This window comes from Pseudomonas paraglycinae (assembly GCF_021601625.1).
Taxonomy (GTDB): domain Bacteria; phylum Pseudomonadota; class Gammaproteobacteria; order Pseudomonadales; family Pseudomonadaceae; genus Aquipseudomonas; species Aquipseudomonas paraglycinae.
Genome location: NZ_BQHR01000003.1, coordinates 91,380 through 115,574, shown reverse-complemented (window position 1 = coordinate 115,574; position 24,195 = coordinate 91,380). Strand labels below are relative to the sequence as shown.

At 60.9% G+C, this 24,195-nt stretch carries 26 protein-coding genes and 1 other RNA gene; 14 read left to right on the top strand and 13 right to left on the bottom strand.

The window, feature by feature from the left end:
• Nucleotides 1-26 precede the first annotated feature (26 nt).
• Nucleotides 27-587 (bottom strand): YecA/YgfB family protein, encoded by a 561-nt coding sequence (locus L6D82_RS05160; RefSeq protein ID WP_236188252.1) that lies wholly within the window; start codon nucleotides 585-587, stop codon nucleotides 27-29.
• Nucleotides 588-712: 125 nt separating this feature from the next.
• On the opposite strand from L6D82_RS05160, the gene L6D82_RS05155 reads away from it, so the two are divergent.
• The 4 genes from L6D82_RS05155 to L6D82_RS05140 all read left to right on the top strand — a co-directional run bounded on the left by L6D82_RS05155 (nucleotide 713) and on the right by L6D82_RS05140 (nucleotide 2,131).
• On the top strand, nucleotides 713-922 hold the full coding sequence (locus L6D82_RS05155) for a TIGR02449 family protein (RefSeq protein WP_007940359.1): 210 nt from the start codon (nucleotides 713-715) through the stop codon (nucleotides 920-922).
• Nucleotides 919-1,236: a cell division protein ZapA gene (locus L6D82_RS05150; RefSeq protein ID WP_007967943.1), complete on the top strand. Its 318-nt coding sequence runs from the start codon at nucleotides 919-921 to the stop codon at nucleotides 1,234-1,236. The genes L6D82_RS05155 and L6D82_RS05150 overlap by 4 nt, the downstream gene beginning before the upstream one ends.
• A 30-nt stretch (nucleotides 1,237-1,266) precedes the next feature.
• Nucleotides 1,267-1,445, top strand: a non-coding RNA gene (gene ssrS, locus L6D82_RS05145) — 6S RNA.
• 80 nt (nucleotides 1,446-1,525) lie between these two features.
• On the top strand, nucleotides 1,526-2,131 hold the full coding sequence (locus tag L6D82_RS05140; protein WP_134022791.1) for a 5-formyltetrahydrofolate cyclo-ligase: 606 nt from the start codon (nucleotides 1,526-1,528) through the stop codon (nucleotides 2,129-2,131).
• Nucleotides 2,132-2,166: 35 nt separating this feature from the next.
• On the opposite strand, the gene L6D82_RS05135 is transcribed toward L6D82_RS05140, so the two are convergent.
• A complete protein-coding gene (locus L6D82_RS05135; RefSeq protein WP_007911192.1) occupies nucleotides 2,167-2,322 on the bottom strand; it encodes a hypothetical protein in 156 nt (51 codons plus the stop codon).
• 197 nt (nucleotides 2,323-2,519) lie between these two features.
• Between L6D82_RS05135 and L6D82_RS05130 the strand changes: the two genes are divergently transcribed.
• Nucleotides 2,520-2,972 (top strand): EVE domain-containing protein, encoded by a 453-nt coding sequence (locus L6D82_RS05130; protein ID WP_085746751.1) that lies wholly within the window; start codon nucleotides 2,520-2,522, stop codon nucleotides 2,970-2,972.
• Nucleotides 2,973-3,042: 70 nt separating this feature from the next.
• Here the strand turns inward: L6D82_RS05130 and L6D82_RS05125 are convergent, their stop codons facing one another.
• The gene (locus L6D82_RS05125; RefSeq protein WP_007951814.1) at nucleotides 3,043-3,450 is read right to left on the bottom strand and encodes a flagellar basal body-associated protein FliL; all 408 of its coding nucleotides are present in this window, start codon (nucleotides 3,448-3,450) and stop codon (nucleotides 3,043-3,045) included.
• Between the two features lie 150 nt (nucleotides 3,451-3,600).
• Here L6D82_RS05125 and L6D82_RS05120 point away from each other — a divergent pair, with 150 nt between their 5' ends.
• Nucleotides 3,601-4,578, top strand: coding sequence for an NADPH:quinone oxidoreductase family protein (locus L6D82_RS05120; RefSeq protein ID WP_236188251.1), 978 nt, complete (start codon nucleotides 3,601-3,603; stop codon nucleotides 4,576-4,578).
• A 61-nt stretch (nucleotides 4,579-4,639) separates the two neighbouring features.
• Here the strand turns inward: L6D82_RS05120 and L6D82_RS28580 are convergent, their stop codons facing one another.
• Nucleotides 4,640-5,608, bottom strand: a complete 969-nt coding sequence (locus L6D82_RS28580) for an energy transducer TonB (protein WP_309295554.1) — start codon at nucleotides 5,606-5,608, stop codon at nucleotides 4,640-4,642.
• On the opposite strand from L6D82_RS28580, the gene glpT reads away from it, so the two are divergent.
• Nucleotides 5,581-6,930: a glycerol-3-phosphate transporter gene (gene glpT, locus L6D82_RS05110; RefSeq protein WP_007951819.1), complete on the top strand. Its 1,350-nt coding sequence runs from the start codon at nucleotides 5,581-5,583 to the stop codon at nucleotides 6,928-6,930. The genes L6D82_RS28580 and glpT overlap by 28 nt on opposite strands.
• Here glpT and L6D82_RS05105 read toward each other — a convergent pair.
• The 6 genes from L6D82_RS05105 to L6D82_RS05080 all read right to left on the bottom strand — a co-directional run bounded on the left by L6D82_RS05105 (nucleotide 6,906) and on the right by L6D82_RS05080 (nucleotide 13,046).
• Nucleotides 6,906-7,574, bottom strand: a complete 669-nt coding sequence (locus tag L6D82_RS05105; protein WP_236188250.1) for a gamma-glutamylcyclotransferase — start codon at nucleotides 7,572-7,574, stop codon at nucleotides 6,906-6,908. The two genes, glpT and L6D82_RS05105, sit on opposite strands and share 25 nt — an antisense overlap.
• Nucleotides 7,575-7,771: 197 nt before the next feature.
• Nucleotides 7,772-8,740, bottom strand: coding sequence for a CDP-6-deoxy-delta-3,4-glucoseen reductase (locus L6D82_RS05100; protein WP_085746755.1), 969 nt, complete (start codon nucleotides 8,738-8,740; stop codon nucleotides 7,772-7,774).
• The gene (ubiD, locus tag L6D82_RS05095; RefSeq protein WP_007951823.1) at nucleotides 8,740-10,206 is read right to left on the bottom strand and encodes a 4-hydroxy-3-polyprenylbenzoate decarboxylase; all 1,467 of its coding nucleotides are present in this window, start codon (nucleotides 10,204-10,206) and stop codon (nucleotides 8,740-8,742) included. The genes L6D82_RS05100 and ubiD overlap by 1 nt, the downstream gene beginning before the upstream one ends.
• 173 nt (nucleotides 10,207-10,379) lie before the next feature.
• Complete coding sequence (gene rho / locus L6D82_RS05090; protein WP_011336486.1) at nucleotides 10,380-11,639, bottom strand: transcription termination factor Rho; 1,260 nt, start codon at nucleotides 11,637-11,639, stop codon at nucleotides 10,380-10,382.
• 249 nt (nucleotides 11,640-11,888) lie between these two features.
• A complete protein-coding gene (trxA, locus tag L6D82_RS05085) occupies nucleotides 11,889-12,218 on the bottom strand; it encodes a thioredoxin TrxA (RefSeq protein WP_003206727.1) in 330 nt (109 codons plus the stop codon).
• Between the two features lie 120 nt (nucleotides 12,219-12,338).
• The gene (locus L6D82_RS05080) at nucleotides 12,339-13,046 is read right to left on the bottom strand and encodes a FadR/GntR family transcriptional regulator (protein ID WP_007951828.1); all 708 of its coding nucleotides are present in this window, start codon (nucleotides 13,044-13,046) and stop codon (nucleotides 12,339-12,341) included.
• A 256-nt stretch (nucleotides 13,047-13,302) separates the two neighbouring features.
• Between L6D82_RS05080 and L6D82_RS05075 the strand changes: the two genes are divergently transcribed.
• The 5 genes from L6D82_RS05075 to ppx all read left to right on the top strand — a co-directional run bounded on the left by L6D82_RS05075 (nucleotide 13,303) and on the right by ppx (nucleotide 17,925).
• Nucleotides 13,303-14,088 (top strand): transporter substrate-binding domain-containing protein, encoded by a 786-nt coding sequence (locus tag L6D82_RS05075; RefSeq protein ID WP_236188248.1) that lies wholly within the window; start codon nucleotides 13,303-13,305, stop codon nucleotides 14,086-14,088.
• 21 nt (nucleotides 14,089-14,109) lie between these two features.
• Nucleotides 14,110-14,790 (top strand): amino acid ABC transporter permease, encoded by a 681-nt coding sequence (locus L6D82_RS05070; RefSeq protein WP_085606035.1) that lies wholly within the window; start codon nucleotides 14,110-14,112, stop codon nucleotides 14,788-14,790.
• Nucleotides 14,787-15,437, top strand: coding sequence for an amino acid ABC transporter permease (locus L6D82_RS05065; RefSeq protein ID WP_007951832.1), 651 nt, complete (start codon nucleotides 14,787-14,789; stop codon nucleotides 15,435-15,437). Before L6D82_RS05070 ends, L6D82_RS05065 begins: the two co-directional genes overlap by 4 nt.
• Entirely contained in the window at nucleotides 15,424-16,161 is a 738-nt protein-coding gene (locus tag L6D82_RS05060) for an amino acid ABC transporter ATP-binding protein (RefSeq protein WP_236188247.1), read from the top strand. Before L6D82_RS05065 ends, L6D82_RS05060 begins: the two co-directional genes overlap by 14 nt.
• 261 nt (nucleotides 16,162-16,422) lie before the next feature.
• Nucleotides 16,423-17,925, top strand: coding sequence for an exopolyphosphatase (gene ppx / locus L6D82_RS05055; RefSeq protein WP_129973016.1), 1,503 nt, complete (start codon nucleotides 16,423-16,425; stop codon nucleotides 17,923-17,925).
• Nucleotides 17,926-17,992: 67 nt separating this feature from the next.
• Here the strand turns inward: ppx and ppk1 are convergent, their stop codons facing one another.
• Both ppk1 and hemB read right to left on the bottom strand, forming a co-directional pair.
• Nucleotides 17,993-20,218, bottom strand: a complete 2,226-nt coding sequence (ppk1, locus tag L6D82_RS05050) for a polyphosphate kinase 1 (protein WP_085746759.1) — start codon at nucleotides 20,216-20,218, stop codon at nucleotides 17,993-17,995.
• A gap of 18 nt (nucleotides 20,219-20,236) precedes the next feature.
• The gene (gene hemB, locus L6D82_RS05045) at nucleotides 20,237-21,250 is read right to left on the bottom strand and encodes a porphobilinogen synthase (RefSeq protein WP_007951836.1); all 1,014 of its coding nucleotides are present in this window, start codon (nucleotides 21,248-21,250) and stop codon (nucleotides 20,237-20,239) included.
• A gap of 207 nt (nucleotides 21,251-21,457) precedes the next feature.
• On the opposite strand from hemB, the gene L6D82_RS05040 reads away from it, so the two are divergent.
• The gene (locus L6D82_RS05040) at nucleotides 21,458-22,114 is read left to right on the top strand and encodes a DedA family protein (protein ID WP_085746760.1); all 657 of its coding nucleotides are present in this window, start codon (nucleotides 21,458-21,460) and stop codon (nucleotides 22,112-22,114) included.
• On the opposite strand, the gene L6D82_RS05035 is transcribed toward L6D82_RS05040, so the two are convergent.
• Nucleotides 22,095-23,330, bottom strand: a complete 1,236-nt coding sequence (locus L6D82_RS05035; RefSeq protein WP_085746761.1) for a sterol desaturase family protein — start codon at nucleotides 23,328-23,330, stop codon at nucleotides 22,095-22,097. The genes L6D82_RS05040 and L6D82_RS05035 overlap by 20 nt on opposite strands.
• 115 nt (nucleotides 23,331-23,445) lie before the next feature.
• On the opposite strand from L6D82_RS05035, the gene elbB reads away from it, so the two are divergent.
• On the top strand, nucleotides 23,446-24,114 hold the full coding sequence (gene elbB, locus L6D82_RS05030; protein WP_102685843.1) for an isoprenoid biosynthesis glyoxalase ElbB: 669 nt from the start codon (nucleotides 23,446-23,448) through the stop codon (nucleotides 24,112-24,114).
• Nucleotides 24,115-24,195: the final 81 nt, after the last annotated feature.

The window sequence follows — 24,195 nt, the reverse complement described above, 5'->3', positions numbered from 1 at the left end:
GGCAGATGGCTTTCCCTGGCACGCGATCAGTGCAGCGACGGCTTGGCCGCTGGCGGCATGTCGGCCTTTTTGGTTTCGGAGAACAGCAGCAGCGGAGCGACACGCAGGTACTCCATGACTTCCATATAGTCGCTTTCGCCGTCTTCGGATTCTTCCAGTGCGTCTTGCACCTGGGAGATCGCTGCCAAATCCTGCAACACTTCGGTGGCTTCGGTGCTCAGCATGCTGCTGTCGCGGCAGTTCAGGCCGAAACCGGTGAGGAAGCCCTGACACCATTCGCCCAGCGCGGCGGCGCGCTCGGCCAGCGGTGCGTCATCGTTCGGCAGCAGCAGAACCACGGTGACGTCATCACCGGTGAGTTCGCTTTTGACCATCTCCTGCAGACCGATCAGCGCGTTGCGGACGTTGTCCTGCGGCTCGCTTTCGAGCAGCTCGGCGGCATCGATCAGCCATTCTTCGGCAGTGAAGCCGGCGCCAGCGCAACTGCGGCCCAGCAACAGGCCGTGCAGTTCGGCAGGCGAAACGGAGTGACCGCTGGAGTTCAGCAGGGTGGCAAAGCCTTGGTACGGGGAATTCTGAATGGGCATGGGCAGCTAGGCGCCAGACGGCGCTATGTCTAGAATGAAGGCCTTGTATCCTACATCGACAGACTCGCCAAGACCATTAAAGGCTGTCCGCCAGCCAAACCCATCAGACCGAATCAGTGGACACAATGGAAGACACCGACCTGCAAGCGCTGATGGCCAGACTCGAACTGCTGATTACCCGAGTCGAGCAACTAAAGAGTCAAAATGCACTCTTACTTGCTCAGGAAAAGACCTGGCGCGAGGAACGCGCGCACCTCATTGAAAAAAACGAAATCGCCCGGCGTAAGGTCGAATCGATGATTTCGCGCCTCAAGGCCCTGGAGCAAGACTCATGAGTTCAAGCAATAGCGTTACCGTGCAGATCCTCGACAAAGAATATTCGATCATCTGTCCCCAGGAAGAACGCAGCAATCTGGTCAGTGCCGCGCGTTACCTGGACGGCAAGATGCGCGAGATCCGCAGCAGCGGAAAAGTCATCGGCGCCGACCGCATCGCCGTGATGGCCGCGCTGAACATCACCCACGATCTCTTGCACAAAGAAGAGCGCCCGGACATCCAGGCCAGCGGTTCGACCCGTGAACAGGTGCGAGACTTGCTCGATCGTGTCGATCTGGTGCTGGCCGACGATCCGGACATCAGCAAGGGCTGATTCGCCAGGCCGCTTGAGTTATACTCGCCGCACTCCCTGGGGTGCTTGCCAGTTGACGATGTCCCTGAGCCGATTTGCACTACCCTGGGGGTTGCACGTTGGGCTGGTGTGCATGTCCGCCAGACGGAAAGCCTTAAAGCCTACTGCATCCTCCACCTTGAACTCTCGGGTTCAAGGGCTAAGTCGACAGCGGCTCATCCGGGGAGCCTGATTCGAATCCGATGCCGGTGCATGCCGGCATCGGATTTTTTATGCGTACGTTTTCGTCCCACCCTGCCGAAGCCGAACCATGACCGAACCCGCGTTGCTGCCCCGCCCCCAACTGCGCCGCCTGCTGCGCAAGGCCCGCCGCTCGCTGACGCGAAGCGAACAACGCGAGGCCGCCGAAGGCCTGTACAAGCAGTTGGCACAAGACCCGCACTTTCGCCGGGCGAAACACATTTCCCTGTACCTGCCCACCGACGGTGAAATCGACCCGCGCCTGTTGCTGCGCGCGGCCCAGCGTCGGGGCAAGAAAACCTACCTGCCGGTGCTCAGTGCCTGGCCACGGACCAAAATGGTCTTCCAGCAGATCCGCCCCGGCGAAAAACTCAAACCCAACCGCTTCCGCATCCTTGAGCCGCGCGCCAATCTGGCCCGTCAACGCAAGGTCTGGGCGCTGGATCTGGTGCTGTTGCCACTGGTGGGATTCGACGATGTCGGCGGACGCCTGGGCATGGGCGGCGGATTCTACGATCGCAGTCTGGCGTATCTGGCCCGACGCCAGAACTGGCGCAAGCCGACGCTGTTGGGGCTGGCCCATGAATGTCAGAAAGTCGAACGTCTCGCGCAAGCGAGCTGGGATGTACCGTTGCAGGGAACGGTGACAGACAAGGCGTGGTATTTCGCGGGATAGACGCCGCGCGGATCAGCGGCGTCGAGAAGGCAGTTTCAGCGTTTGAAGGCTGTCGACTGTTGTACTTGTTGCGCTACTTCAATCGGTGCATCGGCCTTGTTGGCCCACAGACTTTGCGCATAACCGGTGGTCACGACGCCCAGACCGAACAAAATCACCAAAGTCCACAGCAAATCCGGTTTGCGTTTCATCGATTGCCCCCCTCAAGGCACATCATCACGATGACAGCAGCGGTTTCCATTCGTAGGCCGTGCAGCAGCGTCAAGCTTTAAAGGCCGGCATTTTGCGACAACGTGAACCTCTGCGCAAATGCTGGCGTCAACCGACCGTCGGTTTGTCATAAAATTGCCGGACAACCTGCCCAATGACCGCTTGAGGAGCAAAAACCATGGCCTACTGGCTGATGAAATCCGAGCCCGACGAACTCTCGATCAAGGGCCTGGAAAAGCTCGGCAAAGCGCGCTGGGACGGGGTTCGCAACTATCAGGCACGCAATTTCCTGCGGGCCATGGCAGTGGGGGACCAGTTCTTTTTCTACCATTCCAGCTGCCCGGAGCCGGGGATTGCCGGAATCGGCAAAATAATCGAAGCCGCGTACCCGGATCCCACCGCACTGGAACCGGAAAGCCATTACTTCGATCCGAAAGCCACGCCGGAGAAGAATGCCTGGAGCGCGATTGATGTCGCCCACGTCGAAACTTTCAGCCGGGTCTTGAAGCTGGATTACCTGAAACAGCAGACCGCGCTGGCCGAGATGCCGCTGGTGCAAAAGGGTTCGCGACTGTCGGTGATGCCGGTGACGGCCGAGCAGTGGGCGGCGGTGATCGCGCTCAAACCCTGAGTCATTTGTCGCCTGACAAAATGCCATCGCTGGCAAGCCAGCGATGGGGACCGCCCGGACAACGAATGTCTTATTGAATGATCAGGTTGTTGAACAACAGATCTTCAACCACCGGCTTGCCGGTCTCGTCATTCATCACTTGCTGGGTCTGCTTCAAGGCTTCCTGACGCAGTTTTTCCTTGCCTTCGATGCTGCCCATCGCATCGGTGGTCTGCTGGGTGAACAGCGCCACCAGTTGATTGCGGATCAGCGGCTCGTTGGCCTTGACCAGTTTGGTCGCCTCTTCACCGGTCACCCGCAGTGCCACGTCGGCCTTATAGACCTTGAGCTTCGGGGTGCCATCGAGCCCGTAGTTGCCCACAAACGGCGGGCTCAGGGTGATGTAGTTGACCTTCGGCGCCTCGCCTTCTTTGGCTTCTTCGGCCAGCGCTGCCACAGGCAGAGACAGGGCCAGCAACAACATGATCCACGCTTTCACAATTCGCTCCTTATCCGGTTTGCGGCCTAGCATAACGACCCGCCGCGCAAGCACAAGCTTATGGCGGACTATCAGGGCCGGGCATGCTCGTTGACCCGTTGACTGCCACACCTACACTTATCGGCCATCACTCCCAAAGGAATAGCCCTGATGAAAGCCGTGCTGTGCAAAGCCTTCGGCCCTGCCGAATCGCTGGTGCTGGAGGACGTCGCCAGTCCTGTCGCCAAAAAGAACGAAATCCTGCTGGACGTGCACGCCGCGGGGGTCAATTTCCCGGACACGCTGATCATCGAGGGCAAATACCAGTTCAAGCCGCCCTTCCCGTTCTCGCCGGGTGGCGAAGCTTCCGGTGTGGTCAGCGAAGTGGGTGAAAAGATCAGTCACCTGAAGGTCGGCGACCGGGTCATGGCCCTGACCGGCTGGGGCAGCTTCGCCGAGCAGGTCGCGGTCCCGGGCTATAACGTGCTGCCGATCCCGCCGTCGATGGATTTCAACACCGCCGCCGCCTTCAGCATGACCTACGGTACGTCGATGCACGCCCTCAAACAGCGCGGCAACCTGCAACCGGGTGAAACCCTGCTGGTGCTCGGTGCTTCTGGCGGTGTTGGCCTGGCCGCCGTGGAAATCGGCAAAGCCATGGGCGCCCGGGTGATCGCCGCTGCCAGCAGCGCGGAAAAACTCGCCGTCGCCAAGGCTGCCGGAGCCGACGAACTGATCAACTACAGCGAAACCAGCCTCAAGGACGAGATCAAGCGCCTGACCGACGGCCAGGGCGCCGACGTGATCTACGACCCGGTCGGCGGCGACCTGTTCGATCAAGCCATCCGCGCCATCGCCTGGAACGGCCGTCTGCTGGTGGTCGGTTTCGCCAGCGGCCGCATTCCCGAACTGCCGGTCAACATCGCCCTGCTCAAGGGCGCCGCGGTACTCGGCGTGTTCTGGGGCTCCTTCGCCCAGCGCCAGCCGCAGGACAACGCGGCGAACTTCCAGCAACTGTTCGGCTGGTTTGCCGAGGGCAAGCTGAAGCCGCTGGTGTCACAGGTCTATCCGCTGGGCAATGCCGCGCAGGCGATCAATGATCTCGGGCAGCGCAAGGCTGTCGGGAAAGTCGTAGTGCAAGTGCGCTGAGCTGATCGGGCGATCCGGAATTGATGGCCACTTCCGGATCGCTCTTCAGAGCACTCCAGCCCTACATCAAACTGCGAATATCCTCCGGCAACAGGCTCATGTACGTCCGGACCGGGCTGCTACGGCAACTCCTTACAATCGATGGAATCCGCTTGTTCAGTCTGGCGATCATCGCCAGCCGCTGTTCGTCCGGCAGCTGCGCTTTGTGGAACACATTGGAAAGGTAGGCCCTGGTGTAAACGAACACCTTGGTATCGATCCATGATTGCTCCGCAATGTTGCCGAGGTATTCGTTCAAGGTGCGGCACTTCAAGGCTTTCAGTTGCTGGTTGATGTGGATGGGTTGATCCAGATCCAGCCTGAATACCATCGGTGCGAAGACCCGCGTCTGTGCCGGTTTGTCGCCCTCGACGATCCACGGTTTGAAACGCCATTGCTCGACAGCCGCCCTGACCGCTTCGATCAGCTCCGGATGGCTGCTTGGCGCAAAGCTGATCCGGTCGACTGAACCGTCGGCATGGACGGTGAACTCGGCGCCCACTTCACCGACCACGCCAGCCCTGAAAAGCCCTCGCGGATAGACCGGCCTCGGGTTGTTTTCCGGAATCAGCAGTACCTCTGACGCCCACGCACCTCCCGATGCCATCAGCAAAAACAGCAACACACACCACCGCATGAGCCCTCCCCCTTTACCGCTCGAATGCCCGATTGGCACCATCAAAAGGGTAGAGCCCGGCAGCCTGAAACAGAACGCCGCGCCTTCTGCATTGTTCGCAGGACATTTCCCAAACCTGCGCCCTACAAAGCCATGAAACCCGGCAGGAAGACGTCGAAGTAACATTTCCCACAGCGCCCCGCACTTATATCTGAGCGACATGTTCATAAAGGAACGCGCGACTTCCAACATTTCCGCTGTTTTGCCGATGGGAAGCGGTGCTATTTTCGGTAACGAAACTGTAACATTCGCATCCGCAGTCAAAACAAGAAATCTGGAGCTCTTGAATGTTTGCTTTCTTTCGTCCTGCCGCACATCAGGCTCCATTGCCTGAAGAAAAAATCGACAGCACCTACCGACGCCTGCGTTGGCAGATCTTCGCCGGCATCTTCTTTGGCTATGCGGGTTACTACCTGCTGCGCAAGAACTTCTCGCTGGCCATGCCGTACCTGATCGACGAAGGCTACAGCCGTGGCGATCTGGGTCTGGCGATGTCGGCCATCGCCATCGCCTACGGTCTGTCCAAGTTCCTCATGGGCCTGGTGTCCGACCGCTCCAACCCGCGTTACTTCCTGCCGTTCGGCCTGCTGGTATCGGCCGGAGTCATGTTCATTTTCGGTTTCGCGCCTTGGGCAACCTCCAGCGTGACCATGATGTTCATCCTGCTGTTCATCAACGGTTGGGCCCAGGGCATGGGCTGGCCGCCGAGCGGACGCACGATGGTGCACTGGTGGTCGCAGAAGGAACGTGGCGGCGTCGTGTCGGTGTGGAACGTGGCGCATAACGTCGGCGGCGGCCTGATCGGCCCGCTGTTCCTGATCGGCATGGGCCTGTTCAACGACTGGCACGCCGCGTTCTACGTCCCGGCCGCCGTGGCTCTGGCAGTAGCGGTGTTCGCTTTCGTGACCATGCGCGACACCCCGCAGTCGGTCGGCCTGCCGCCGATCGAGAAGTACAAGAACGACTACCCGGAAGGCTACGACGCCAGCCACGAAGACGAATTCAGCGCCAAGGAAATCTTCGTCAAATATGTGCTGCGCAACAAAATGCTCTGGTACATCGCCATGGCCAACGTCTTCGTCTACCTGCTGCGCTATGGCGTGCTGGACTGGGCGCCGACCTACCTGAAGGAAGCCAAGGGTTTCACCGTGGATAAAACCTCGTGGGCCTATTTCTTCTACGAGTGGGCGGGGATTCCCGGCACGCTGCTGTGCGGCTGGATGTCGGACAAGATCTTCCGTGGCAACCGTGGCCTGACCGGTATGGTGTTCATGGCCCTGGTGACCGTCGCGACCCTGGTGTACTGGCTGAACCCGGCCGGCAACCCGACCGTCGACATGATCGCGCTGTTCTCCATTGGCTTCCTGATCTACGGCCCGGTGATGCTGATCGGCCTGCAGGCACTGGAACTGGCACCGAAGAAAGCCGCCGGCACTGCCGCGGGCTTCACCGGTCTGTTCGGGTATCTGGGTGGTTCGGTCGCGGCCAGTGCAGCGATGGGCTACACCGTGGACCACTTCGGCTGGGATGGCGGTTTCGTGCTACTGGTGGGCGCTTGCCTGCTGTCGATGGCCTTCCTGGCCCCGACTCTGTGGCACAAGCAAGTCGCCAGTCAGAGCCGCGAAGCAGTCGCCTGATCGGCCTTTGACTTACAGCGCTTGAGCCGCGCCTCCAGATTCCGGTCTGGCATGGCGTGGCTGCGCAGGGCGTGGGCGGTCTGCTCGACATAATCGCGAGTGGTGCCGTAACGCCCGCAAGCGCTTTCGAACACCTGGCTCAGCACATGATCCGGCAAGTTACCGGCATAGCTGGGCAGGTGTCGCTCCAATACGAATCCCAAGGCCTGAACCTGGCTGCCATCTTCGAGTCGGCAGCTGAGCCAGTGTGGCCGATAGGACGGGAACGGCATCTCGCGCTTCCATAATGCATACAGCGCGCTGTCCAGATTGTCTTCCGGCAACCGGTAGGCGAAGCCGCTGCACGAGCCGCCACGATCCAGACCAAAGACCAGTCCCGGCATTTCCGGCGTGCCGCGATGCTCGTGGGACCACAAGTACAAGCCACGGTGATAGCCATGTACGCGCCCACGCACCCGCTCCACGGCTGTGCATTCCGGCCGCCAGATCAGCGAACCGTAGGCGAACAGCCACACCGGCCCGCCCTTGTGGCGCGCCATGGTCGATTGCATGGAAGCGAGAAGTTGTTCGTGCGTCAGCTGCGGCCCAAGATCGAGCCGCGGAGGGTAAGCCAGGTTCAGAAAAGCGTTTTCAATGGCGCTCATGGCGAATAGCGTTCAGCTCCCCGCGGGTGAAGAATTACTTAATAGAACGCACCGCTGTAACAATAAGGCACATATGTTTTAAGGCAATTTGAGTGCCATGGCACAGTTCTTAATTGATTGCCTGATGGATATATAACCTACCGGCATTTATGCAATTACATAAATACCGATCGGCTATATGAAGAGTTATAACGAACTCAGGCGCGGGGTGCGTAAGCAAACACATCCGCACGCATCTGATGGGCATCCATCCCTGCTTCCACCAGCGCATCCAGCGTGCCGTAGACCATGGCCGGCGAGCCGCTGGCATAGACGTGCAGCGGTTTCAGATCAGGGAAATCCTCGCACACCGCCTCATGCAACATGCCACAGCGCCCTTCCCAGCCGCACTGGTCACTGACGACCTTGTGCAGGAACAGATTGGGCAACTTCAGCCATTCGTCCCAATGTTCGATTTCGTAGAAATCTTCCGGACGACGCACGCCCCAGTACAAGTGCACCGGATGCTTGAAGCCGCTGGCCCGGCAATGTTCGATCAGGCTATGGATCTGGCCCATGCCGGTGCCGGCGGCGATCAGCACCAGCGGCCCGTCCGGCAGTTCCGCCAGGTGGGTATCGCCGAATGGCAGTTCGACCCGCACCATCGGGTTGCGCGTGAGCTGATCGATCAGGTTCAGCGCACTGGATTCGCGCGCCAGCACATGGATTTCCAGATCGCGCCCGCCGTGGGGCGCCGAGGCCATGGAGAACGCCGACTTCTCGCCGTTCTCGCGCTCGATCATCAGATACTGGCCAGCGTGGTAGCGCGGCGGCTTGCCGGCTGGTGCCCGCAGGCGCACACGAAAGGTATCGCCACCGACGTCCCGGCATTCGATGACCTGACACGACACGCTGCGCACAGGCAGTTCTCCCAGCGCGAGCACGCCATCCCACAGCACGATGCAGTCTTCCAGCGGCTCCGCTATGCAAGTGTAGAACTCACCGTGGTCGTGCACCTTGCCGGCCTGTTCGACCCGGCCTTCCACCAGCAGCGCCGCACACACATGGCAATTGCCGTTGCGGCAGCTTTGCGGGCATTCGTAGCCCAGGCGCCGCGCACCATCGAGAATCCGCTCTCCGGGCCGTATCTCGAGTACCGCTCCGGAGGGCTGCAGGGTTACACGCATCAATCTATTCCTAACTGATTCCAGATGGCATCGATCCGTTGGGTGACGGCGTCATCCTTGACGATGACGCGGCCCCACTCGCGAGTGGTTTCGCCCGGCCACTTATGGGTGGCGTCCAGGCCCATCTTCGAGCCGAGCCCCGACACCGGCGAGGCGAAGTCGAGGTAGTCGATCGGCGTGTTGTCGATCATCACCGTGTCGCGCTTGGGGTCCATGCGCGTGGTGATGGCCCAGATCACGTCGTTCCAGTCCCGCGCGTTGATGTCGTCGTCGGTGACGATAACGAACTTGGTGTACATGAACTGTCGCAAAAACGACCAGACACCCAGCATCACGCGCTTGGCATGCCCCGGATACGACTTCTTCATCGTCACCACGGCCATGCGGTACGAGCAGCCTTCCGGCGGCAGGTAGAAATCGGTGATCTCCGGAAACTGCTTCTGCAGGATCGGCACGAACACTTCGTTCAGCGCCACGCCGAGAATCGCCGGCTCATCCGGCGGACGGCCAGTGTAGGTGCTGTGGTAGATCGGCTTGATCCGGTGGGTGATGCGCTCGACGGTGAACACCGGGAAGCTGTCGACTTCGTTGTAATAACCGGTGTGGTCGCCGTACGGGCCTTCATCGGCCATTTCGCCCGGATGGATCACGCCTTCAAGGATGATTTCGGCCGTGGCCGGCACTTGCAGGTCGTTGCCACGGCACTTCACCAGTTCCGTGCGGCTGTCGCGCAGCAGACCGGCGAAGGCGTATTCGGAGAGGCTGTCCGGCACCGGAGTAACGGCGCCGAGAATGGTCGCCGGATCCGCACCAAGGGCCACGGACACCGGGAACGGCTGACCCGGATGCTTCTCGCACCACTCTCGAAAGTCCAGCGCGCCGCCACGGTGGCTGAGCCAGCGCATGATGACCTTGTTGCGGCCGATCACTTGCTGGCGGTAGATGCCGAGATTCTGCCGGTCCTTGTTCGGGCCCTTGGTGACGGTCAGGCCCCAGGTGATCAGCGGCGCCACGTCGCCCGGCCAGCAGGTCTGTACCGGCAGCATCGCCAGATCGACGTCGTCGCCTTCGATGACCACTTCCTGGCACGGCGCGTCTTTGACGACTTTCGGCGCCATCGCGATGATCTTGCGGAAGATCGGCAGCTTCGACCACGCGTCCTTCAAGCCCTTCGGCGGCTCCGGTTCCTTGAGAAACGCCAGCAGCTTGCCGATTTCGCGCAGTTCGCTGACCGACTCGGCGCCCATGCCCATGGCCACCCGCTCGGGAGTACCGAACAGGTTGCCGAGCACCGGGATGTCATAACCGGTCGGTTTCTCGAACAGCAGCGCCGGGCCCTTGGCCCGCAGCGTGCGGTCGCACACCTCGGTCATTTCCAGCACCGGCGAGACGGGAATCTGGATGCGTTTCAACTCTCCGCGCTGCTCAAGCTGCTGCACGAAATCCCGAAGATCCTTGAATTTCATTGACGATGGCACCCTCAAAATAGGCGTACATCCTACCTGCTCTGTCGGCCGCTGGCAGCTATCGTGGCTCTGCAAACAGCAATCAGTGTCTCCCGGAAGGTCGGGGCAGCCGAACCGTGGCAAAAAAAATGGCGCCCTCCAGGGGCGCCATTTTTCTGAACCGACCAGCGATGTTACTTGCGTTTCATCGACAGGAAGAATTCGTCGTTGGTCTTGGTCGTTTTCAGCTTGTCGACCAGGAACTCGATGGCGGCAACTTCGTCCATCGGGTGCAGCAGTTTGCGCAGGATCCACATACGCTGCAGTTCGTCGTCGGCGGTCAGCAACTCTTCGCGACGAGTACCGGACTTGTTGATGTTGATGGCCGGGAACACACGTTTCTCGGCGATACGACGGTCCAGTGGCAGCTCCATGTTGCCGGTGCCCTTGAACTCTTCGTAGATCACTTCGTCCATCTTCGAGCCGGTTTCAACCAGCGCGGTGGCGATGATGGTCAGCGAGCCGCCTTCTTCGATGTTGCGCGCAGCGCCGAAGAAACGCTTCGGTTTCTCCAGGGCGTGAGCATCGACACCACCGGTCAGCACCTTGCCGGAGCTCGGGATCACGGTGTTGTAGGCACGGGCCAGACGGGTGATGGAGTCGAGCAGGATCACCACGTCCTTCTTGTGTTCTACCAGGCGCTTGGCCTTCTCGATCACCATTTCAGCCACTTGCACGTGACGGGTCGGCGGCTCGTCGAAGGTCGAGGCAACCACTTCGCCGCGCACGGTGCGCTGCATTTCGGTCACTTCTTCCGGACGTTCGTCGATCAACAGCACGATCAGGTGAACTTCAGGGTTGTTACGGGCGATGTTCGCTGCGATGTTCTGCAGCATGATCGTTTTACCGGCTTTCGGCGGTGCAACGATCAGACCGCGCTGGCCTTTGCCGATCGGGGCGCACAGGTCGATCACACGACCGGTCAGGTCTTCGGTGGAACCGTTGCCGGCTTCCATCTTCATGCGCACGGTCGGGAACAGCGGGGTCAGGTTCTCGAAGAGAATCTTGTTCTTCGCGTTCTCAGGACGATCGAAGTTGATCGTGTCGACCTTGAGCAGGGCGAAATAACGCTCGCCTTCCTTCGGCGGGCGGATCTTGCCAACGATGGTGTCACCGGTGCGCAAGTTGAAACGGCGGATCTGGCTCGGCGAGACGTAGATGTCGTCAGGGCCGGCGAGGTAGGAAGCGTCAGCGGAGCGCAGGAAGCCGAAGCCGTCCTGGAGAATCTCCAGCACGCCATCACCGGAGATTTCCTCACCGCTTTTAGCGTGCTTTTTCAGCAGGGAGAAAATCACGTCCTGCTTGCGCGAACGGGCCATATTTTCTATGCCCATCTGTTCGGCCAATTCGAGCAGTTCGGTAATCGGCTTTTGCTTGAGTTCAGTCAGATTCATATAGGAATGACGTAATCATTTATGGAGGGGGGAAATTAAGCTTTTGGCTTAATGAGGCCGCGCCGCGGAGAAGGCGACAGGATCGCGTACTTATTCGAAAAGGAGTGCGTCGGCGACGGCTAGCAGGGGGCAGTGGAGAAACCAGTGCGGGGCCGAATGTATCACCTGAGTTTCGGAGCGTCTAGCCCTGAATACGCAAAAAGCCCCGCAATTTGCGGGGCTTTTTGAGGACAATCTTTACAGCGACGCTTAGATGTTGGCGTCGAGGAAAGCAGCCAGTTGCGACTTCGACAGAGCGCCGACCTTGGTCGCTTCAACGTTGCCGTTCTTGAACAGCATCAGGGTCGGAATACCACGTACGCCGTGCTTGGCAGGGGTTTCCTGGTTTTCGTCGATGTTCAGTTTGGCAACGGTCAGCTTGCCTTTGTAAGTCTCTGCAATCTCGTCCAGAACCGGAGCGATCATTTTGCAAGGGCCGCACCATTCAGCCCAGTAGTCGACCAGGACAGCGCCTTCGGCCTTGAGTACGTCGGCTTCGAAGCTAGCGTCGCTAACGTGTTTGATCAGATCGCTGCTCATGGAATTCTCCAGGTTGTAAGCAAAAAAACGTGGCCCATCATAGCCGCCCTTCCCTTGTTCAGGAAGCCGCAGATGATTGAGTCTTGCTATGGCACTCGATGAGTTTGGGTATAGCTCAAGTCACGCGCTGGCGGGGGCAATGAAGGAAATTCCGGTGCGCAGCGCCGCATTGCGCACGTGCTCCTGCATGGCTTTCTGCGCGGCAGCGGAAGCCCGACGGGCCAGTGCGCGGAGGATCTTGCGGTGTTCCTGCCAGGTTTCCATGGCCCGTTCGGCGCGGATGAACGGTAGTTTCTGGCTCTCCAGAAAGATGTCGGCGCTGGCGGTGAGGATGCTCAGCATCGCCTGATTGCCGCTGGCCAGCAGGATCCGCCGGTGGAATTCGAAATCCAGTTTCGCCGCGGCCTCGAAGTCGCCGGCGCGCAGTTGTTCGCGCATGGCGGCGACATTGTCTTCCAGTTCGTCCAGATCAAAGGTGCTCAGCGTCACCGCCGCCAGACCGGCCGCGAACCCTTCCAGCGCATAGCGCAACTGAAAGATTTCCAGCGGCGAAGCCTGGGCTGCAAACGGCCAGGCCGGAGCGCCCTCGCCGCGCGGCAATTCCACCGGCGCCTGCACGAACACGCCCTTGCCCGGCTGAATGCTGACCACACCCAGCGCGCTTAAGGACGACAACGCCTCACGCAACGACGCGCGGCTGACACCCAGCTGAACCGCCAGATCCCGTTGCGAAGGCAGAGCATCGCCGGGGCCGAAGCCCTGCTCGGTAATCAGTTTGCGGATCGCTTGCAGCGCCACTTCGGGTACGGCGCGGGAGATCGAGTTCATGGTTTTCCAGACGGACCAGGCCAAGGTGCGGCCAGTTGTAATGCTATTCGAGGCATCAGGCAAGTCGTGCCCCAGCGGGGTTCGACGGTGCGCGTCGATGCGCTATCGCAGTGCGAAACCCGAACTCACTGTTCAGACCAGTAAGACCGAACAAACCCGCTAAACCCGTGGCTTTGCGGGGCCGAACCTCAGTCTTGGCACGGCCCATGCTCTGTCCGATCGCAGAATTCACTTCCCGCCGATCCGGAGATTGTCCATGACGAAGCGTTACAGCGCCCTCCTCGCCGCCCTGTTTGCCGGTTTGATGCTGAACCAGGCCCCTGCCCATGCCGACGGTCTGGATGACGTGGTCAAGCGCGGCACTTTGAAAGTCGCGGTGCCTCAGGACTTCCCGCCGTTCGGTTCGGTCGGCCCGGACATGAAGCCGCGCGGCCTCGATATCGATACGGCGAAACTGCTGGCCGACCAGCTCAAGGTCAAACTCGAACTGACCCCGGTCAACAGCACCAACCGCATCCCGTTCCTTACCACCGGCAAGGTCGACTTGGTGATTTCCAGCCTCGGCAAGAACTCCGAGCGCGAGAAGGTCATCGATTTTTCTCACGCCTACGCGCCGTTCTACCTCGCCGTGTTCGGTCCGCCGGACGCAGCCGTCAGCACCCTCGACGACCTCAAGGGCAAGACCATCAGCGTCACCCGTGGCGCCATAGAAGACATCGAGCTGACCAAGGTCGCCCCTGAAGGCGTGACCATCAAACGCTTCGAAGACAACAACTCGACTATCGCCGCCTACCTCGCAGGCCAGGTCGACCTGATCGCCAGCGGCAACGTGGTAATGGTCGCAATCAGCGAAAAGAACCCGAAACGCGTACCCGCGCTGAAAGTGAAGCTCAAGGATTCGCCGGTCTACGTCGGCGTGAACAAGAACGAGCCAGCATTGCTGGGCAAGGTCAACGAAATCCTGGCCACCGCCAAGTCTGACGGCGCACTGGAAAAGAACGCGCAGACCTGGCTCAAAGAGCCGCTGCCGGCCGACCTCTGACCGGCGACGCGGGAGACTTTCATGGCCTATCAGTTCGATTTCTTGCCGGTGGTGGAAAACACCGACCTGCTGTTGCGTGGGGCGTTGTTTACCCTTGAGCTGACGGCCATCGGCGCGCTGCTCGGGGTTGGCGTGGGCATCGTCGGGGCGCTGGTGCGGGCGTGGAACATCCGCCCGTTCTCGACGATCTTCGGCGTTTATGTGGAGTTGATCCGCAACACGCCATTTCTGGTGCAACTGTTCTTCATCTTCTTCGGCCTGCCGTCCCTCGGCGTGCAGATTTCCGAGTGGCAAGCGGCGGTGCTGGCGATGGTGATCAACCTCGGTGCGTATTCGACCGAGATCATCCGCGCCGGCATCCAGGCGATTCCGCGTGGGCAGCTGGAGGCCGCTGCTGCGCTGGCGATGAGCCGGTTCGAAGCGTTTCGCCACGTGGTGCTGCTACCGGCGCTGGGCAAGGTCTGGCCGGCGCTGAGCAGCCAGATCATCATCGTCATGCTCGGGTCGGCGGTGTGTTCGCAGATCGCCACCGAAGAGTTGAGCTTCGCCGCCAACTTCATTCAGTCGCGCAACTTCCGCGCCTTTGAAACCTACGCCCTGACCACCCTCATTTATCTGTGCATGGCGCTGCTGATCCGTCAGTTGCTGAACTGGCTCGGCCGGCGTTACCTGTCGAAAAGCAGTGCAAGGAGCAGCCAATGAGCGACTTCACGTTCTGGGACATCCTGCGCAATCTGCTGACCGGCCTGCAATGGACGCTGGCGCTGTCGCTGGTGGCGTTCATCGGCGGCGGGATCGTCGGGTTGCTGATCCTGATCATGCGTATCTCGAAGAACCCGCTGCCCAGCAGCATCGCCCGCACCTGGATCGAACTGTTCCAGGGCACGCCGCTGTTGATGCAGTTGTTTCTGGTGTTCTTCGGCGTGGCGCTGGCCGGGGTGGAGATTTCGCCGTGGATGGCGGCGGCGATTGCCCTGACGCTATTCACCAGCGCCTATCTGGCGGAGATCTGGCGCGGCTGCGTCGAGGCGATTCCCAATGGTCAGTGGGAAGCTTCGTCGAGCCTGGCGCTGAATCCGCTGGAGCAACTGCGCTACGTGATCCTGCCGCAAGCGCTGCGCATCGCCGTAGCGCCGACCGTGGGTTTCTCGGTGCAAGTCGTCAAGGGCACCGCGGTGACCTCGATCATCGGCTTCACCGAACTGACCAAGACCGGCGGCATGCTCGCCAACGCCACCTTCGAACCGTTCATGGTCTACGGCCTCGTTGCCCTGGGCTACTTCCTGCTCTGTTACCCCCTGTCCCTCAGTGCGCGCTATCTGGAAAGGAGACTGCATGCCTCTGCTTAGAATTTCCGCCCTGCATAAATACTACGGCGATCACCACGTGCTCAAAGGCATCGACCTGAGCGTCGAGGAAGGCCAGGTGGTGGCGATCATCGGCCGCAGCGGCTCGGGCAAGTCCACCCTGCTGCGCACCCTCAACGGTCTGGAGTCGATCAACGACGGCGTGATCGAAGTCGATGGCGAATACCTCGACGCCGCCCGCGCCGATCTGCGCAGCCTGCGGCAGAAAGTCGGGATGGTGTTTCAGCAGTTCAACCTTTTCCCGCACCTGACGGTCGGCGAAAACGTGATGCTCGCGCCACAGGTGGTGCAGAAAGTGCCCAAGGCCAAGGCGCAGGAACTGGCGCGGCAGATGCTGGAGCGCGTCGGTCTGGGCGAGAAATTCGATGCGTTCCCGGAACGCCTCTCGGGCGGCCAGCAGCAACGGGTGGCGATTGCCCGGGCGCTGGCGATGTCGCCCAAGGTGCTGCTGTGCGACGAGATCACCTCGGCGCTGGACCCGGAGCTGGTCAACGAAGTGCTCAGCGTGGTCCGCCAGCTCGCGAAAGAAGGCATGACATTGATCATGGTCACCCACGAAATGCGCTTCGCCCGGGAGGTGGGGGACAAACTGGTGTTCATGCATCAGGGCAAGGTGCACGAGGTGGGGGATCCGAAAGTGCTGTTTGCCGATCCGCAGACGCAGGAGTTGGCGAATTTCATTGGCACCGTCGAAGCGACTGCCTGAAACGGCTGCTACCCGATCATTCCCACGTCGAGGCGTCGAACCGTCCGCGTGGGAATGCAGCCCGGGACGCTCCGCATCCCAAAAGCGGACGCAGAGCGTCCATTGAGGCATTCCCACGCAGAGCGTGGGAACGATCAGCGTCATTGAGTGCACAGCGGTCCCTGGCTTTTATGCGCAGGATCAAGGGTTTGAACCATGCGCGTTGGCGGCAGCGTTTGATCGTGGCACGATGTCGGGGTTATCGACCGAGACCCCCACACCATGCCGCAATCCCAAGCCAAGAATCTGTCCCTGATCGCCGCGATCGACCTGGGCTCCAACAGCTTCCATATGGTCGTGGCCAAGGCCCAGAACGGCGAAATCCGTATTCTCGAACGGCTCGGTGAAAAGGTTCAGCTGGCCGCCGGCATCGACGATGAGCGTCAGCTCAACGAAGAATCCATGCAGCGCGGCCTCGACTGTCTCAAGCGCTTTGCTCAACTGATCAACGGCATGCCACTGGGCGCCGTGCGGATCGTCGGCACCAACGCCCTGCGCGAGGCGCGCAACCGTGGCGAATTCATCCGCCGCGCCGAAGAAATCCTCGGCCATCCGGTGGAAGTCATCTCCGGCCGTGAAGAGGCCCGCCTGATCTACCTTGGCGTGTCCCACACCCTCGCCGACACCCCGGGCAAACGCCTGGTCGCCGACATCGGCGGCGGCAGTACCGAATTCATCATCGGCCAGCGTTTCGAACCGCTGCTGCGCGAAAGCCTGCAAATGGGCTGCGTGAGCTTCACCCAGCGCTATTTCAAGGACGGCAAGATCACCCCGGCGCGCTACGCCCAGGCGTACACGGCGGCGCGGCTGGAAATCATGAGCATCGAACACGCCCTGCACCGCCTGACCTGGGATGAAGCCATCGGCTCCTCGGGCACCATCCGCGCCATCGGCCTAGCGCTGAAGGCCGGCGGTCACGGCACCGGCGAAGTGAACGCAGAAGGTCTGGCGTGGCTCAAGCGCCGCCTCTTCAAGCTCGGCGATGTCGACAAGATCGATTTCGAAGGCATCAAGCCGGATCGTCGGGCGATCTTCCCGGCAGGTCTGGCGATTCTCGAAGCGATCTTCGACGCCCTAGAACTGCAACGCATGGATCACTGCGAAGGCGCGCTGCGTGAAGGCGTGCTGTATGACCTGCTCGGCCGCCATCACCACGAAGACGTGCGCGAACGCACCCTGACCTCGCTGATGGAGCGCTACCACGTCGACCTGGAACAGGCCGCGCGCGTCGAGCGCAAAGCCTTGCACGCGTTTGATCAAGTGGCCGTGGACTGGGAGCTGGACGACGGCATCTGGCGCGAACTGCTGGGCTGGGCGGCGAAAGTGCACGAAGTCGGGCTCGACATCGCTCACTATCACTACCACAAGCACGGCGCTTACCTGATCGAGCACTCGGACCTCGCCGGGTTCTCCCGCGAAGATCAGCAAATGCTCGCCCTGCTGGTGCGTGGCCACCGCCGCAACATCCCCAAGGACAAGTTTGCCGAGTTCGGCGACGACGGCGACAAGCTGATCCGCCTGTGCGTGCTGCTGCGTTTCGCCATCCTGTTCCACCACATCCGTGGTACCCAGGCGATGCCGCAAGTGACACTGCATGCCAACGGCAACAACCTCGACGTGGAATTCCCGGAGAACTGGCTGGATGAAAACCAGCTGACCCAGGCGGATTTCGGGCTTGAGGCGGAGTGGCTGACTCGGGTGGGGGTTGTTCTGACCGTGCATTGAGTAACGGGCAGGCACAAAAAAAGGCGATCCGGGTGGATCGCCTTTTTTATGGCTATGAAATCTGCGGTCAGCTGCTCACCGGCAGAATCGGGCTGCCCAATCGCTCCAGCAACGTCGCCTGGGCACTGCGCGGGTTCTGGTTGCCGGTCGGCGTATTGCGGATGTAGCGGCCGTCCGATTGCAGGCTCCAGCTGTGGGTGTTGTCGGTCAGGTACAGCTCCAGCTCTTTCTTGACCCGGGTCAGCAGCTTCTTGCCTTCCACCGGGAAGCAGGTCTCGACGCGCTTGTCGAGGTTGCGCTCCATCCAGTCGGCGCTGGACAGGAACATCTGCTCCTCGCCGCCGTTCAGGAAGTAGAAAACCCGGGTGTGTTCAAGGAAGCGGCCGATGATCGAGCGCACGTGGATGTTGTGCGATACCCCGGCGATGCCCGGACGCAGGCAGCACATGCCGCGCACCACCAGATCGATGCGGACGCCGGACTGGCTGGCTTTGTACAGCGCGCGGATGATCTTCGGATCGGTCAGCGAGTTGAACTTGGCGATGATGTGCGCCGGTTTGCCGTCGAGCGCGAATTGCGTCTCGCGCAGGATCATGTCGAGCATGCCCTTCTTCAGGGTGAACGGCGCATGCAGCAGCTTCTTCATGCGCAACGTTTTACCCATGCCGATCAACTGGCTGAACAGTTTGCCGACGTCTTCGCACAAGGCGTCGTCGGAGGTCAGCAGGCTGTAGTCGGTGTACAGACGGGCGTTGCCGGCGTGGTAGTTACCGGTGCCGAGGTGCGCGTAACGCACGATCTCGCCGGCCTCGCGGCGCAGGATCAGCATCATCTTGGCGTGGGTCTTGAAGCCGACCACGCCGTAGATCACCACCGCACCGGCCGCTTGCAGACGGCTGGCCAGCTGCAGGTTGGATTCTTCGTCGAAGCGCGCACGCAGCTCGATGACCGCCGTCACTTCCTTGCCGTTACGCGCGGCGTCCACCAGCGCATCGACGATTTCCGAGTTGGCGCCGGAACGGTACAGGGTCTGGCGCACGGCCAGAACGTGTGGGTCTTTCGCGGCCTGGCGCAGCAGGTCGACCACCGGGGTAAACGACTCGAACGGGTGCAGCAGCAGGATGTCCTGCTTGCTGATCACGCTGAAAATGTTTTCGCTGTTTTGCAGCAGTTTCGGAATCTGCGGCGTGAACGGCGTGTATTGCAACTCCGGATGGCTGTCCAGACCGGTGATGCTGAACAGACGCGTCAGGTTCACCGGGCCGTTGACCTGATACAGCTCGGTCTCGCTCAGGTTGAACTGCTTGAGCAGGTAGTCCGACAGGTGTTTCGGACAGGTGTCGGCGACTTCCAGGCGCACGGCGTCACCGTAACGACGGGAGAACAACTCGCCACGCAGGGCGCGGGCCAGGTCTTCGACGTCTTCGGAGTCGAGCGCAAGGTCGGCGTTCCGGGTCAGACGAAACTGGTAGCAGCCCTTCACCTTCATGCCCTGGAACAGGTCATCGGCGTGGGCGTGGATCATCGACGAAAGGAACACATAGTTGTCGCCAGGGCCGCCGACTTCTTCCGGCACCTTGATGATCCGCGGCAGCAGACGCGGCGCCGGGATGATCGCCAGACCGGAGTCGCGGCCGAAGGCGTCGATACCTTCGAGCTCGACGATGAAGTTCAGGCTCTTGTTCACCAGCAACGGGAACGGGTGCGTCGGGTCGAGACCGATCGGGGTGATGATCGGTGCGATCTCGTCGCGGAAATAGCGGCGCACCCAGGTCTTGAGCTTGGTCGTCCAGTTACGGCGACGGATGAAGCGCACCTGATGCTTTTCCAGCTCCGGCAGCAGGATGTCGTTGAGGATTGCGTACTGGCGGTCGACATGACCGTGTACCAGTTCGCTGATGCGGGCCAGGGCCTGATGCGGTTGCAGGCCGTCGGCGCCGGCCTGTTCACGGGCGAAGGTGATTTGTTTCTTGAGGCCGGCGACGCGGATTTCGAAGAATTCGTCGAGGTTGCTGGAGAAGATCAGCAGGAACTTCAGCCGCTCCAGCAACGGGTAGGACTCGTCCAGCGCCTGTTCCAGCACGCGGATGTTGAACTGCAGTTGCGACAACTCACGGTGGATGTACAGGCTGCTGTCATCCAGGCCGGGAATCGCGATCGCCGGAACCGCCGTGGCAGGCTCGGTTGCCGGCGCGGGTGGCGCAGGCTCCAGTTCCGGCGGGGTTTCGGTAATCTGCTCGACCACGGGTTGAGCTTCTTTTACGGCAACTTCAGTGAGTCCTTCGGTATTCATCGAATGTTCCTGGGAGGGCTATTTCTGCTCTCGTAACAATTGAGCGGCACGGACAGCAAAGTAAGTCAGGATGCCATCAGCGCCGGCACGTTTAAAGGCGGTCAGGGATTCGAGGATCACGCCTTCGCTCAACCAGCCATTCTGGATCGCCGCCATGTGCATGGCGTATTCGCCGCTGACCTGATAGACGAAGGTCGGCACTTTGAAGGCATCTTTTACCCGGAACAAAATGTCCAGGTACGGCATGCCGGGTTTGACCATGACCATGTCCGCGCCTTCAGACAAGTCCGCGCCCACTTCGTGCAGCGCTTCGTCGCTGTTGGCCGGGTCCATCTGATAGGAGGCCTTGTTCGCCTTGCCCAGGTTCGCGGCCGAACCCACGGCATCGCGGAACGGGCCGTAATAGGCGCTCGCGTACTTGGCCGAGTAGGCCATGATCCGCACGTTGACGTGGCCAGCCAGTTCCAGCGCTTCGCGGATCGCCTGGATGCGGCCGTCCATCATGTCCGACGGGGCAACCACCTGGGCGCCCGCAGCGGCGTGGGACAAGGCCTGTTTGACCAGTGCATCGACGGTGATGTCGTTCTGCACGTAGCCTTCTTCATCGAGAATGCCGTCCTGACCGTGAGTGGTGAACGGGTCGAGGGCGACGTCGGTGATCACGCCCAGCTCGGGGAATCGGTCACGCAGCGCACGGGTGGCTCGCTGGGCGATACCTTCGGGGTTCCAGGCTTCGGCGGCATCGAGGGATTTGAGTTCGGGCGGGGTAACCGGAAACAGCGCCAGCGCCGGAATTCCCAGCTCGACCCATTTGGCGGCTTCTTCAAGCAGCAGGTCGATGGTCAGGCGCTCGACACCCGGCATCGAGGCCACGGCTTCGCGGCGGTTTTCACCGTCGAGCACGAACACCGGCAGGATCAGGTCATCGACCGTCAACACATTCTCACGCACCAGCCGACGGGAAAAATCATCACGGCGATTGCGACGCAGGCGGGTGGCAGGGAACAGACGGTTGGCTGGGGTAAAGCTCACGGCAGACTCCTGAGCCCGCGCAAACGGGCGAGCGTGACAGTTATAGACGGCCATTATGACGAACAGATGACAGTTGTGTGAGACCTGTGACGTGTAGCCGCATTCCATTCTCAGCGTAGGAAATGTTCACGTCGAGACACATTTCGACACTTTCCTGAATGTGTCCGAAGGGTTAGGCTGCGCGTTCATTTCGCCAGCACCCAGACAATGCTCCAACAATTTCTGCATGACTTCGGCTACTTTGCCCTGTTTCTCGGGACGTTTTTCGAAGGCGAAACCATCCTGGTGCTCGCGGGCTTCCTCGCGTTCCGTGAATACATGGACATCAAACTGGTGGTGGTCGTGGCGTTCTTCGGCAGCTATGCCGGCGATCAGCTGTGGTACTTCCTGGGCCGCAAACACGGGCGCAAATTACTGGCGCGCAAACCGCGCTGGCAGATGATGGGCGACCGCGCGCTGGAACACATCCGCAAGCACCCGGACATCTGGGTCCTGAGCTTTCGCTTCGTGTACGGCCTGCGCACGGTGATGCCGGTGGCGATCGGCCTGTCGGGCTATCCGCCGGGACGTTATCTGCTGCTCAACGGTATCGGCGCTGCGATCTGGGCCACCGCCCTGGCCGCTGCCGCCTACCACTTCGGCGCCGTGCTCGAAGGCATGCTCGGCAGCATCAAGAAGTATGAGTTGTGGGTACTGGGCGCGCTGCTGGTGCTTGGCCTGGGCCTGTGGCTGCGCCGCCGGTTCAAGAATGCCCGGCTGGCGAAAAAGGTCTACGAAGAAGAACAGGCCGAGCAATTGGCCAAGGCCGAACGGCACAAAGCCGAAATGGCCAAGACCGCCGACCCTAAGACGCCAGCCGAGTAAGTCGCTGGCGGCAGCAATACAGCCCGATGCCGCTGAGCAGGCTGTAACTGAGCAGGCCGACCCACATTCCCGGGCTGGCCGGCCAGAGTCCGACCAGCGGCGCCAGCCACACCAGCGGCAGATTCGATGCCAGCCGCAGCACTTCCAGCCTCCCCGCCCACGGGCGATTCTCAAGGGCCACGCCCAACACGAACAAACCGAAGGCCACCGCGCCCCAGCCGAGCAGCAATGCTCCGGTGGGCAGGCTGTGTTCCAGATTCATCAGATAACTGCCCAGCGCGACATAGACGCCGAACTGCAACCCCACGTACCACTGCTGACGGCAGTCCAGCGGCACCTCGAACTTGCGGAACTGACTCAGGTCAGGCTTGCTCATCGGGTACTTCGCCGCGACGTCCGCCGGACGCCAGCCGGTGCGCATGAACCAGATCCGGATCTTGTCCCACGTACGCTCGGCCCGGCGCGCGTCGCCCCACAGCTGCGCGTAGAACTGCAGGTTGGCCCATAACGGATTCCAGCTCGCCAGCGGCGTGGTCACGCCGAAAATCACCGGTTCGTTGTCATCCTCTTCCTGAAACGAGCCGAACAGACGGTCCCAAATAATGAACACCCCGCCGTAGTTGCGATCCATGTAGAGAGCGTTCTGTGCATGGTGGGCCCGATGATTGGATGGCGTGACGAAGCACCACTCGAACCAGCCGAGCTTGGGAATGTGCCGGGTGTGGACCCAGAACTGATACAGCAGATTCAGCGCCGCAACGCTGACAAACACCAGCAGCGGCACCCCGAGCACGGCCATCGGCAGGTAGAAGATCCAGCTCAGCAGGAACCCGGTGCTGGTCTGGCGCAAGGCCGTGGAAAGGTTGTAGTCCTCGCTCTGGTGATGCACCGAATGCGCGGCCCAGAGGATGTTGCGTTCATGGCCCATGCGATGCAGCCAGTAATAGCAGAAGTCATAGAAGACAAAGGCAAACACCCAGACCCAGACGCTGTCCGCAGGCAACCTGACCAGCGCCAGATGCTCCAGGGCAAACGCATAGGTCACCAGGCCCACGCCCTTGGTCAACAGGCCGGTGGTGGTCGACAACACCCCGGTGCTGATGCTGCTCACCGCATCGGCCAGGCGATAGTTGCTCACCCCGCGCCAGCGGTCGGCGATGAGCTCCACCGCAATCAACACGAAGAAAAACGGTACCGCATACAGGATGAAGTTCATGACGCGCCCTGGTCGGAATCTGTAGCACAGATCCTAGGTGTAGCCGCGGCTTGATCCTATGGCAACGAACGACAAATTAGAGGACATTTAGCGCCATGAATCTGGAGAGAAACCCATGAGCAAAAAAGTTGCAGTGATCCTGTCCGGTTGCGGCGTGTACGACGGCGCCGAGATCTACGAAAGCGTCATTACCCTGTTACGCCTTGACCAGCGCGGCGCACAGGTGCAGTGCTTCGCCCCGAACATCGCGCAATTGCATGTGATCAACCACCTGACCGGTGAAGAAATGCCCGAATCGCGCAACGTGCTGGTGGAATCGGCACGCATCGCCCGGGGTAACGTCAAGGATCTGCGTGAGGCCGATGTCGAGGACTTCGATGCGCTGATCGTGCCAGGCGGTTTCGGTGCGGCGAAGAATCTGTCGAACTTCGCCATCGAAGGCGCCGGCTGCACCGTACAGCCGCAAGTGCTGGCGCTGGCCGAAGCCTTTGCCGAAGCGGGCAAACCGGTGGGCCTGATCTGCATCTCGCCGGCACTGGCCGCGAAGATCTACGGCCCGGGCGTGACCTGCACCATCGGCAACGATGCCGACACGGCCGCCGCCATGAACAAGATGGGCGCCACCCATGAAGACTGCGCGGTGACCGATATCGTCGAAGACAAGGCGCGCAAACTGGTGACCACCCCGGCGTACATGCTGGCGCAGTCGATCAGCGAGGCGGCTTCGGGGATCAACAAGCTGGTGGATCGGGTGCTTGAGCTGACCCACGAAAACGACGCCTGACCGGCGATAGCGATCGTTCCCAGGCTCCGCGTGGGAATGCAGCCTTGGACGCTCCGCGTCTGCCTTGCATCGGTGGTGAGG